The 11,396-nt window shown below is 69.2% G+C and carries 11 protein-coding genes, 1 pseudogene and 1 riboswitch; of the genes and pseudogenes, 8 read left to right on the top strand and 4 right to left on the bottom strand.

Going from position 1 to position 11,396, the window contains the following annotated elements:
- Window positions 1-170 precede the first annotated feature (170 nt).
- The 4 genes and pseudogenes from LG380_RS00735 to LG380_RS00720 form a co-directional block, all read left to right on the top strand.
- Window positions 171-740, top strand: a pseudogene (locus LG380_RS00735) (YceI family protein); the annotation flags it as partial.
- A gap of 83 nt (window positions 741-823) precedes the next feature.
- Window positions 824-1,399, top strand: a complete 576-nt coding sequence (locus LG380_RS00730) for a cytochrome b (protein WP_225763140.1) — start codon at window positions 824-826, stop codon at window positions 1,397-1,399.
- Window positions 1,396-1,962, top strand: coding sequence for a YceI family protein (locus tag LG380_RS00725; protein WP_225763139.1), 567 nt, complete (start codon window positions 1,396-1,398; stop codon window positions 1,960-1,962). The genes LG380_RS00730 and LG380_RS00725 overlap by 4 nt, the downstream gene beginning before the upstream one ends.
- Window positions 1,963-1,970: 8 nt before the next feature.
- Window positions 1,971-2,549 (top strand): DUF922 domain-containing protein, encoded by a 579-nt coding sequence (locus LG380_RS00720; RefSeq protein ID WP_225763138.1) that lies wholly within the window; start codon window positions 1,971-1,973, stop codon window positions 2,547-2,549.
- Between the two features lie 5 nt (window positions 2,550-2,554).
- Here the strand turns inward: LG380_RS00720 and LG380_RS00715 are convergent, their stop codons facing one another.
- Window positions 2,555-2,779: a glutaredoxin family protein gene (locus tag LG380_RS00715; RefSeq protein ID WP_225763137.1), complete on the bottom strand. Its 225-nt coding sequence runs from the start codon at window positions 2,777-2,779 to the stop codon at window positions 2,555-2,557.
- A 96-nt stretch (window positions 2,780-2,875) separates the two neighbouring features.
- Here LG380_RS00715 and LG380_RS00710 point away from each other — a divergent pair, with 96 nt between their 5' ends.
- Window positions 2,876-4,258: an L-serine ammonia-lyase gene (locus LG380_RS00710; RefSeq protein WP_225763136.1), complete on the top strand. Its 1,383-nt coding sequence runs from the start codon at window positions 2,876-2,878 to the stop codon at window positions 4,256-4,258.
- An 81-nt stretch (window positions 4,259-4,339) separates the two neighbouring features.
- A complete protein-coding gene (locus tag LG380_RS00705) occupies window positions 4,340-5,173 on the top strand; it encodes a hypothetical protein (protein ID WP_225763135.1) in 834 nt (277 codons plus the stop codon).
- Between the two features lie 21 nt (window positions 5,174-5,194).
- Here LG380_RS00705 and LG380_RS00700 read toward each other — a convergent pair whose 3' ends face one another.
- From LG380_RS00700 to LG380_RS00690, 3 genes are read right to left on the bottom strand one after another with little or no spacing between them, the layout of a single operon-like run.
- Window positions 5,195-6,226: a homoserine dehydrogenase gene (locus LG380_RS00700; protein ID WP_225766389.1), complete on the bottom strand. Its 1,032-nt coding sequence runs from the start codon at window positions 6,224-6,226 to the stop codon at window positions 5,195-5,197.
- 59 nt (window positions 6,227-6,285) lie between these two features.
- Complete coding sequence (locus LG380_RS00695; protein ID WP_225763134.1) at window positions 6,286-7,503, bottom strand: O-succinylhomoserine (thiol)-lyase; 1,218 nt, start codon at window positions 7,501-7,503, stop codon at window positions 6,286-6,288.
- Complete coding sequence (locus LG380_RS00690) at window positions 7,500-8,534, bottom strand: homoserine O-succinyltransferase (protein ID WP_225763133.1); 1,035 nt, start codon at window positions 8,532-8,534, stop codon at window positions 7,500-7,502. Before LG380_RS00690 ends, LG380_RS00695 begins: the two co-directional genes overlap by 4 nt.
- Window positions 8,535-8,607: 73 nt before the next feature.
- A riboswitch (SAM riboswitch) is annotated at window positions 8,608-8,723 on the bottom strand.
- A gap of 140 nt (window positions 8,724-8,863) precedes the next feature.
- Here LG380_RS00690 and LG380_RS00685 point away from each other — a divergent pair.
- On the top strand, window positions 8,864-9,706 hold the full coding sequence (locus LG380_RS00685) for a M23 family metallopeptidase (RefSeq protein WP_225763132.1): 843 nt from the start codon (window positions 8,864-8,866) through the stop codon (window positions 9,704-9,706).
- 66 nt (window positions 9,707-9,772) lie between these two features.
- A complete protein-coding gene (locus tag LG380_RS00680) occupies window positions 9,773-11,374 on the top strand; it encodes a peptide chain release factor 3 (RefSeq protein ID WP_225763131.1) in 1,602 nt (533 codons plus the stop codon).
- Window positions 11,375-11,396: the final 22 nt, after the last annotated feature.

Here is an 11,396-nt window from a genome sequence, read left to right as displayed (position 1 = left end):
CCGCGCTGGGCAGCGACGCATCCGGAAGCGGCCGGTTGGTCGGCCGCCGTGGGCGGAAGGATGCCATGGCCCGCGGCTGGCTGTCCGCAGGACATTGATCCCCTTAGCCCCGCAGCGATGTCCATGCACAGTGCGTCTAGAATCAGCCACTGCTTTTTCGGAGAGACCCCGTGCGCCGATCGTTGCTTTCCGCCGCCCTGTGGCTGCTCCCGGTCCTGGCCTGCGCCGCGCCGGAGCGCTATGCGCTGGACCCGGTACACACCCGCATCCTGTTTGCCGTCGAGCATGCCGGCTTCTCGCAGGCGCTGGGCACGATCAGCGGCAGCGAGGGCGTACTGGTATTCGATCCCGAGGACTGGGCGCAGGCCACGCTGGAGGTCACGATCCCGGTGGATCGGTTGGACCTGGGCGATGCCAGATGGAACCAGGCCACGCTGGCGCGCAACCTGCTCGATGGCGAGCGCTTCCCGCAGGCCCGCTTCGTTTCCACCCACGTCGAGCCGGTGGACGCACGGCGTGCCCGCGTCACCGGCCTGCTGACCCTGCGCGGCGTGTCGCGCGAAGTGGTGCTGGACGTGGTGCTCAATGCACACAAAAGGCATCCGATGCCGCCGTTCCGGCGCACCGCCGGCTTCAGCGCCACCGCCACCCTCCGCCGTAGCGATTTCGGCATCGACGCGTGGAAGTCGGTGATTGGCGACACCGTGGAGCTGCGCATCGAGGCCGAGGCGGTACGCGACCGCAATGCCGTCCTGGATGACGGGCCCGCTGCCCCCGCCAGCGAAGATGATGCAGTCCCCGTGATCGAGCAGGAAACCCGGCCATGAGCCTGAAGAACCGCGAACGCTGGGGTGCCATCAGCCAGGGCCTTCACTGGCTGGTGGCCGCGCTGGTCCTGCTGCTGGGCGTCGTCGGCCTGGTGATGGGCGAGCTGCCGCGCGTGCCCAAGTATTTCTGGGTGTACACCGCGCACAAGTCGCTGGGCATCACCGTGCTGGCGCTGGTCGTGGTCCGACTGGGCTGGCGTCTGTACGCCGGTGCGCCGCCGGCAGTACCCGGCACCCCGGGCTGGCAGCAGCGAACCGCCAGCCTCACCCATGGGCTGCTGTATGCCCTGGTCCTGGCGATGCCACTGTCCGGCTGGCTGTACGACTCGGCCAGCGGACTGCGGCCGTTCCGCCTGTTCGGACTGGTGGAGATGCCCAAGCTCAGCGCGCCGGATGAGCGTCTTGCAGACCTGTCGCATGCGCTGCACGAGTGGGGCTTCTGGCTGCTGATCGCACTGGTGCTGCTGCATGCCGGCGCCGCGCTGTACCACCACCTCCACCTGCGCGACGCGACGCTGGCGCGCATGCTGCCGCACGGCTGGCTTTCTTCCCCGAACAAGGACCTGCGATGAACATCCGTCTCTCCTCCCCGGCCGCCGTGGCCACTGCACTGGCCGCGATGCTCGCCACCGCCCCGGCCCATGCCGCCGATTACGTGCAGGCGCCCGGCTCGACGCTCGCCTTTGCGACCAAGTACGACGGCGAGGTGTTCTCCGGCAGCTTCCCGGGCTTTGCCACCACGCTCAGCTTTGACCCGGCCAATCTCGACGCCGCACGACTGGAAGTGAGCATCCCGCTGGCCAGTGCCCGCAGTGGCAATGCCGATCGCGACTCGACCCTGCAGGGTGCGGACTTCTTCAACGTCGCCCGCTTTGCCACCGCGCACTACCGCGCCGAAAAATTCCGGGCGCTGGGCGATGGCCGTTACGCCGCCGACGGCACGCTGGAACTGCGGGGCGTGAGCAAGCCGGTCACCCTGACCTTCAGCTGGACGCCCGGCAGCCAGCCAGTACTCACCGGCAAGGCTACGGTCCGGCGCCTGGACTTCGGTGTCGGCGCCGGTGACTGGGCCGACACCAGCCTGATCCCGAATGAAACCGCGGTCAGCACCCGGGTGGTGTTCAATCGCAAATGAGACACCACGTGAGTAGCCGCAGATCCATTTTCCTGCGCTTGTCCGGCCTGCTGCTCGCGTCATCCATGGCGGCAAACGCGTTTGCCGACGAGCAACCCCGGATCGAGTACTACCCGATCGAGGGCAGCAGCGCGTCGCAGTTGCAATCCGCTATGGCAGCACGCGGTCCTGCCGGCGATGACGGCAGGCGCTTCCATGGCTATACGCGCTGGTTCGTACGCTGGAAGTACAACACGACGATGCAGGGCAAGAGCTGCCAGGTCACTTCCGTGGACGTGCAGACCAGCGGCACGGTCACGCTGCCGCAGTGGACCAACGAGGGCGTCGCCGGACCGGCATTGCGTGAGCGCTGGCAGCGCTACATTGCCGCCCTGCGTGGGCACGAGGAGGGCCACTACCGGTTCGCCGTAGAGGCAGCCGCGCAGATCCGCGAGTCCCTGTCCGGAATGAAGTCAGGCCTAGGCTGCGGCGACCTCCAGCAGCGCGCAAATGCGCGTGGACAGGCCATCCTGGAGGCCCAGCGCCGTAGTGAACGGGCCTACGACCAGGCCACCGGGCATGGCCGCACCCAGGGCGTGACACTGTAGGGCGATCAGCCCTGCAGCCAGCGCCTGACCCGTTCCACGTCGAACGGCCAGTCCAGTTCGCGGCCATCATCCGCGCGCAGCACCGGCACGCGGATGCCGTAGCGCTCCTCCAGCGCCTCATCGCCGTCGATGAAGACGCTCTCCGGCTCCGGCACCTGCGCGGTGGCCAGTACTTCCAGTGCCAGGTCGCACAGGTGGCAGTCGTCACGCTGGAACAGGACTAGCTTCATGAATGGTGCATCCGGGAATGTTGCGGTGCGGCCGCGCGCGATGGCGCGGCGGCTTAGAATAGCCGTTTGCCTGTTCCCGCCGGAAAGAAGAAGCGCATGTCCGTCAGCACGTTCGACCTGTTCAAGATCGGCATTGGCCCGAGCTCTTCCCACACCGTGGGGCCGATGCGTGCTGCCGAGCGTTTCGTGCACCGCTGGCTGCTGGACCCGGGCCGGCTGCAGGACGTGGTACGCATCCGCGCCGAGGTCTTCGGCTCGCTGGCGCTGACCGGCCGCGGCCACGGCACCGACAAGGCAGTGCTGCTGGGGCTGGAAGGCCATCGCCCGAACCTGATCGACCCGGACATCATCCCCGCCGCGCTGGAACGCATCCGCACCAGCAAGCGCATCAAGCTGATGGGCCAGCACGAGATCGCCTTCGACGAGAAGCGCGACCTGCCGATGAACAAGCGGCAGAAGCTGCCGTACCACACCAATGGCATGCGCTTCACCGCCTACGCCGCCAACGACGAGGTCATCGCCACCCGCGACTACTACTCGGTCGGCGGCGGCTTCGTGGTCAACGAGGACGATGCCGCCGACGACCGCATCGTGCCCGACCAGACCCCGCTGCCCTACCCGTTCAAGAGCGGCGACGAGCTGCTGGCGCAGGCCGCGCGGAGCGGCCTGAGCATCGCCGCACTGATGTTCGAGAACGAGAAGTGCTGGCGCAGCGAGGAGGAGATCCGCGAGGGCCTGCGCGAGATCTGGCAGGCGATGCAGGCCTGCGTGGCCCGCGGCATCCGCGAGGAAGGCACCCTGCCCGGCGGCCTGCATGTCTCGCGCCGCGCGCCGACCCTGTACCGCGAACTGTCCTCGCGCCCGGAGGCCGCGATGCGCGATCCGCTGACCACGCTGGACTGGGTCAACCTGTACGCGCTGGCGGTCAACGAGGAGAACGCCGCCGGTGGCCGCGTGGTCACCGCACCGACCAATGGCGCGGCCGGCATCATCCCCTCGGTGCTGCACTACTACGACCGCTTCTGCCCGGGCAGCAACGAGCAGGGCATCTTCGATTTCCTGCTCACCGCCGCCGCCATCGGCATCCTCTACAAGGAGAACGCCTCGATCTCCGGTGCCGAGGTCGGCTGCCAGGGCGAGGTTGGGGTAGCGTGCTCGATGGCCGCCGGCGGGCTGATGGCGGCGCTCGGCGGCACCCCGGGGCAGATCGAGAACGCCGCCGAGATCGGCATGGAGCACAACCTCGGCCTGACCTGCGACCCGATTGGCGGCCTGGTGCAGATCCCCTGCATCGAGCGCAACGCGATGGGCGCGGTCAAGGCGATCAACGCCGCGCGCATGGCCGTGCGTGGCGACGGCAAGCACAAGGTGTCGCTGGACAAGGTCATCAAGACCATGCGCGATACCGGCCGCGACATGCAGGACAAGTACAAGGAAACCAGCCGCGGCGGCCTGGCGGTCAACGTCATCGAGTGCTGATCGCAGGCCACGGCGCCGGCGCTTGATGCGTCCGGCGGCAGCTGGCAGGCTGCGCCTCCTCCACGGACAAGGGACGTCTGCATGGCCATCGAAACACCCCCAACGCGCCCGCGCGCAGCGTCGAAGCCGAAACGCGGCGGGCTCAGGCTCGGCCATGTCGTGCTCGGTGCGGCCGCCCTGGTGGGACTGGCGGCCTACATCGGCAACCGCGGCGGGCGTCCGGCCCCACCCTCGACTGCCGGAACGGACGCCAGCGAGGTGGACACCGCGCCGCGGGCACGCGTTGCCCTCATCCAGGGCGAGGAGGCCAGGTCGTTGGCCGCTGTCGATGATGCCGCCATGACCGTGTTCGACGGCGGACAGGTTGTACGCATCGAGGGCGGTGTGGGCCGTCGCTTCGCCGAGGACCTGCGCCGCATCCTCGAGGCCAATCCTTCACTGCAGCGTATCGATGTCACCAGTGGCGGCGGTTACACGATCACCGGCTTCGAGGCGGCGCGCATGATCAACCGCCGCAACCTGATCGTGCGGGTGAAGGGCCATTGCGCCAGCATCTGCGTCGCGCTATGGGCCGCGGCCGCGCAGCGGCAGATGGAACCGGATGCGCTGATCGGCCTGCACCAGTGGAACCCGCAGTGCGACGTGATGCCGGCCGACCTGCAGTCGCAATGCCGGCGTCAGGCCGAGGTGGCCACCGACCACATCTTCACCTACGAGGCGTGGCTTCGCAGCGCCGGTTTCGACCGCGAACTGCTGCAGTTGCAGGCACGCACGCCGGCCAAGGACATCGCGGTACTGACCACGCTGCAGCTGTGGGAACACGGCGTGGATTTCCGCGCGGTCGACGCGCAGGGCCGGCCGATGAACCGCACCCAGGCCCGGGATTTCCTCGTGGCCCGTGCCGCCCGCGGCTGAGGCAAGCAGAACCGGACGCGGCTACCGCAGGAGCCGTAGCACTTCGTCCAGCAGCGCCGCGGCCGTGACCTCGGCGCCCGCTCCCGGCCCCTGAATCAGCAGTGGCCGTTCGGCATAGCGATCACTGTGGATGGCGACCCGGTTGTCGGTGCCCTCACCCGCTGCCAGCGGGTGGCCGGGCGGCAGCGCGCGCAGGCCGACACTCGCACCGGCCTGGTCCAGGCGGGCGACGAAACACAGTCGCGCCCCGACCGCCCGGGCTTGCTGCAGCCGCTGCAGCATCGGCTCATCGAGCTGGTCCAGTGCAGCGTCCAGATCTTCGACGGGCACGCGTGCCAGCGCGGGCGGCACCAGTGATTCCACCTGCACGTGGTCCTGCTCGAGCGCCATCCCGGCCGCACGCGCCAGGATCAGCAACTTGCGGCGCACGTCCTCGCCGGACAGGTCGGCGCGCGGATCGGGTTCGGTATAGCCGGCGGCCCTGGCCGTACGCACGCATTCGGAGAAGGGCACGCTGCCGTCATGACGCCCCAACAGCCAGGCCAGCGATCCGGAGAGTACGCCTTCGATCGCGTGGATCCGGTCGCCCCCGGCCACCAGTGCCCGCACGCTCGCCAGCACGGGCAGTCCGGCACCGACCGTGGCGCTGTCGCCATAGCGGCCACCGCCTTCGATGCCTGCCCGGGTGATGGCCTGTGCCCGGGGAAGCCGCGCTCCACGCCCGAGTTTGTTGGCGGTGACCACATGCACCCCGCGCGCCAGCCAGTGCGCATGCTGTGCGCCAAGCTCGTCGCTGGCAGTGGCATCTACCAGCACGTCGCCGGCAAGCAGCTCGACCTGCGACTGCCACGAAGACGGTGAGGCAGGCCCCCGCGACGCCCGGCCAGCTTCAGCCAGCACTGCGGCCGGATCGTGGTTGCAGGCGTGGACGGTACGGGAATTGGCCAGCCAGGCCAGCCGCGGCATCGCCACGCCGCGCTCGCGCAGTCGCTGGTAACGGTGCACGAACGCGCTGCCGACGGTGCCGGTGCCCAGCAACGCCACGCCAGGCATCCGCGGCGCCGCCAGTGGGCCAGGTGCGGCAGACAGTGGCAGCGGTCCCGTCGTCAGGTTCATGCGTCCGCCCGCGCAAGTCGCAGCGCATCGACCACCTGCTGCGCACGTTCCAGGCCCGCGCCGAGATCGGCGAGCAGGTCCCCGGTGGCTTCGATGCCTACCGAAAGCCGCAGCAGGCCATCACCGATCCCGGCCGTTGCACGCGCCTCGGGCGTCATCGCCGCATGGGTCATCGTGGCCGGATGCGCGACCAGGCTTTCCACCCCGCCCAGCGACTCGGCCAGGGTGAAGCAGTGCAGCCCATCCACCAGCGCGCGCACGGCGTCCTCGCCACCGTGCAGCTCGAAGCTGATCATCGCGCCGAAGCCGCGCTGCTGGCGTGCGGCGACCGCGTGACCGGGATGGGTCGCCAGGCCCGGATAGAAGACATTGGCGACCGCTGGATGCTGCTGCAGCAGCTCGACCAGTGCCGCGGCATTCTCCTGGTGCACCCGCAGGCGGGCATCCAGCGTGCGCAGGCCGCGCAGGGTCAGGAAGGCATCGAACGGCGAGCCGGTCAGGCCCAGCGCGTTGGCCCACCACACCAGTTGCTGGTGCATGTCGGCATCGCGGGCGATCACCGCACCGCCGACCACGTCGCTGTGGCCGTTGACGTACTTGGTGGTGGAGTGCAGCACCAGGTCGGCACCGAACTCGATCGGCCGCTGCAGGGCAGGCGACAGGAAGGTGTTGTCGACCACCACCAGCGCATCGGCACGGTGCGCGGCCTCGACCACGAAGCGCAGGTCGGTGATGCGCAGCAGCGGGTTGGACGGGGTTTCCACCAGCACCAGCTTCGGTGACTGCGCCAGCGCCGCGGCCAGTGCGCGCGGGTCGGTCAGGTCGGCGGTGATCAGCTCGAAATGGCCCTTGGCCGCCAGGGCGTTGAACAGGCGCCAGCTGCCGCCGTAGGCGTCGTGCGGTACCACCAGCTTGTCGCCGGGCTGTAGCAGGGCATGCAGCACCAGGGTGATCGCGCCCATGCCGGTGGCGGTGACCACGCCGCCAGCGCCGCCTTCTAGCTCGGCCAGCGCCTCGCCCAGCAGGTCGCGGGTGGGATTGCCGCTGCGGGTGTAGTCGTACTGGCGCTTGTTACCGAAGCCCTCGAAGGAGAAGTTGGACGACAGCACCAGCGGCGGGGTGACTGCGCCGAAAGAGGTGTCGCGGTCGATACCGGCACGCACGGCCGCGGTGACGGAACTGCAACAGGATGCGTGGGTGGCGCTCGTGCTCATGCGGTTTCTCCGGTGCGCAGTGCGGTAGCGAGGATCGCGTCGATGCGATCGGTTTCCTTCAGGAAGGCGTCGTGGCCATAGGGCGAGCGCAGCACGCGCAGGCTGCCGCGACGGCCCAGCCCCTCGACCAGGTTCACCAGGTCGGACAGCGGCACCAGGCGGTCGCCCTCCACCGCCACGACCACGGTCGGCACCGCGATCGCGGCCGGGTCGACGCGGTGCAGGTCGATGGATTCGGACAGGCGCAGGTAGGCCTCGACATGGGTGCGGGCGACATAGCGCGAGCCGGCGGCATCGAGGTAATCCTCGGCGGCCACGCGCACCCGGTCGTTGACCAGTTCCGGCTCGGCGTCGAAGCGTTCGCCGAACTCCTCGGGCGTGCGGTAGCTGAGCATCGCGAACTGGCGTGCCAGGGCCAGGCCCTGGCTTTCGGCGCACTGCAGCTGGCCCAGCGCGACCGCACGGCGCTGCAGCGCGCGCCATGCCGCGGCATAGGGATGCGGGCGGTGCGCGCCGCTCACTGCAACCAGCCTCTGCAGCCGCTGTGGGTGGAGGGCGGCAAGCTGCAGGCCGACCAGCGCACCGTAGGAGTAACCCACGAAACCCCGCAGCTGGCCGATGCCCAGCGCATCGAGCAGCAACACGACCGCATCGGCCTGGTCGGCAGTGTCGATCGGCGCATCGATGCTGCCGTCGGCGCCGACGAAATCGAACGCCAGGATGCGGCGACCAGCGGGGTCCAAGGCCCTGCCCGGGGCGACCAGGCCCTCGGCCCAGCCGGCTTCCGGGAACTGCGCGCTCGCGGCGACGTGGCGACTGGCCGAAATGCCACCGGCCAGCAACACCACCGGCGCATCTTCGCTGCCGAGCAGTTCGTAGCGCAGGTGCAGCGCACGGGTGCCGGCATGGCGCATCGACAGCAGCAGCGGAATCTCGCCGCGCACGACCGGATACCCCTCGTTCTCATGGGCAACGGCGGACGCGGGGACGGTCGGTTCGAGGGCAGCGGCGGCGTGGGTCACGAAGCTCATGGCGATATCCGGAAGGGAACGGCCATCGAGCTTTCGCGGGAGCTCGCGTTCGGTCGTGCGCACGGCACGGTTCGAACCATCTTTCGGTGGACGCAGGTCCCCGCAGGATTTGGCACCTACGCGGTCGCTTTGCGTCCGCGGGCTGCCCCGGCATCAAAGGGCCTGTCCCTCCGCCGGTCTCGATGGTGGAGCCACCTTGCCACCGGCATTTCCGCATGTCAATCGCTTCATCCGCATTGAAGGATGAATTGACGAAGTGCCAACTCCGGCATAATCGGCCCGCCCCCTCCCACCCCCCGCCCATGCCTTGTTGCCGGCCCCTTCTGCTGATGCTGCTGATCGCCGCCTGGCCCGCCCCGGGTGCCGCGCAGGCGACGGACTGGCGTGGTGGCTGGGGACTGGGACGTCAGGCCGCGCCGGAAGCGGGGACTGCCGCCGGCGACGGGCGGTTCGCGGAACTGGAGCTGGCGGGCGCCCCCGCGCAGCGCCGGGCCGACGTCCGCAACCTGCTGGCCGGTCCGGTGCAGGTCCGCCTGCGTGCTGCGGGCGAGGCTGCCAGCCTCCCCACCCTGCCGTTTGAAACCCTGCTTCCCGCGGGCAGCCGCCGGACACTGGTGCGTCTGCAGCCTGGTGCCAGTGGACGGGTGCAGTTGCTGCTCGACGCCGTGCCTGGCGATCCAGCCGCGCGCCCGCGCGACCACCTTTACCAGTTGCCGTTCGCCGACAGCCGGATCCGCATCGACCAGGCCTTCGGCGGCACCTCCAGCCACCACGATGCCGAGAACGGCTATGCGGTGGACTTCGCCCTGCCCCGTGGCACGCCGGTGCTGGCCGCACGCGCCGGCACCGTGATGCAGGTGGTCGACGGCCATCCCGAGGCCGGCCCGGCGCCCGTGCGCGGTGCACCGGCCAACCTGGTCCGCATCCTGCACGAGGACGGCAGCATGGCGGTCTACGGCCACCTCCAGGCCGGGATCGTGGTGCGCCAGGGCCAGCGCGTGGAGGCCGGCCAGCACCTGGGGGCATCGGGCAACAGCGGCTACAGCACCGCGCCACACCTGCATTTCGTGGTCCAGGCCAACGCCGGCCTGCGCCTGCAGTCGCTGCCGTTCCGCATGCTCTCGCCGCGCGGCGAACTGCGCTTCGCACGTCCCGGCGCCTTCGCCCCCTGACCGGGGGCGCCCGCTATAATCGCGCCTTTCCCCTGATCCCAGGCGCCCCCGGCGGGCGCGCTCGCCATGTCCGAAGTCGCACAAGAGGCTGCGCGTCGCCGCACCTTCGCCATCATTTCCCACCCTGACGCCGGCAAGACCACGCTGACCGAAAAGCTGCTGCTGTTCGGAGGCGCGATCCAGATGGCCGGCTCGGTCAAGGGCCGCAAGGCCGCCCGCCACGCCACCTCCGACTGGATGGCGCTGGAAAAGGAGCGCGGAATCTCGGTCACGTCCTCCGTGATGCAGTTCCCGTACGAGGGCAAGATCGTCAACCTGCTCGACACCCCCGGCCACGCCGACTTCGGCGAGGACACCTACCGCGTGCTGACCGCGGTGGACTCGGCGCTGATGGTGATCGACGTCGCCAAGGGCGTGGAGGAGCGCACGATCAAGCTGATGGAGGTGTGCCGCCTGCGCGACACCCCGATCATGACCTTCATCAACAAGCTCGACCGCGAGGGCAAGGAGCCGATCGAGCTGCTCGATGAAGTGGAAACCGTGCTCGGCATCCAGTGCGCGCCGGTGACCTGGCCGATCGGCATGGGCCAGCGCCTGAAGGGCGTGGTCCACCTGATCACCGGCGAGGTTCACCTGTACGAGCAGGGCCGCAACTTCACCCGCCAGGATTCGACGATCTTCCCGTCGATCGATGATCCGGGCCTGGCCGAAAAGATCGGCGAGAAGATGCTGGCCGACCTGCGCGACGAGCTGGAACTGGTGCAGGGCGCCAGCCATCCGTTCGACAAGCAGGCCTACCTGGACGGCAAGCAGACCCCGGTGTTCTTCGGCTCGGGCGTGAACAACTTCGGCGTGCAGCCGCTGCTGGACTTCTTCGTCGAGCACGCGCCCTCGCCGCAGTCGCGTGCCACCACCGGCCGCGACGTGGTCGCCACCGAGGACAAGCTGACCGGCTTCGTGTTCAAGATCCAGGCCAACATGGACCCGCAGCACCGCGACCGCGTGGCCTTCATGCGCGTGTGCTCGGGCAAGTTCACCGCCGGCATGAAGACCTTCCACGTGCGTACCGGCAAGGAAATGAAGCTGGCCAACGCGCTGACCTTCATGGCGTCGGACCGCGAGATCGCCGCCGAGGCATGGCCGGGGGATGTCATCGGCATCCACAACCACGGCACCATCTCCATCGGCGACACCTTCACCGAAGGCGAGGCAATCAGCTTCACCGGCATCCCCAACTTCGCCCCGGAGCTGTTCCGCCGCGCCCGCCTGCGCGACCCGCTCAAGCTCAAGCAGCTGCAGAAGGGCCTGGCCCAGCTGTCGGAGGAAGGCGCGACCCAGTTCTTCCGCCCGATCATGTCCAACGACCTGATCCTGGGTGCGGTCGGCGTGCTGCAGTTCGACGTGGCCGCCTACCGCCTGAAGGACGAGTACGGCGTGGAAGCCACCTTCGAGCCGGTCAGCATCGTCACCGCCCGCTGGGTGACCTGTAGCAACGAGAAGAAGCTGGAGGAGTTCCGCGAAAAGAACGCCACCAACCTGGCGCTCGACGCGGCCGGCCACCTGGTCTACCTGGCCCCGACCCGGGTCAACCTGCAGCTGGCACAGGAACGTGCCCCGGACGTGCGTTTTGCCGCCACCCGCGAGACCGCTTACAGCCAGGGCAGTTGAGCCCTGCATGCATGCCCGCCAT

The sequence above is a fragment of the Stenotrophomonas sp. Marseille-Q4652 genome, assembly GCF_916618915.1.
Taxonomy (GTDB): Bacteria; Pseudomonadota; Gammaproteobacteria; order Xanthomonadales; family Xanthomonadaceae; genus Stenotrophomonas.
Note: the sequence above shows the minus strand (reverse complement) of the source record. Positions and strands in the feature narration are given on the sequence as shown.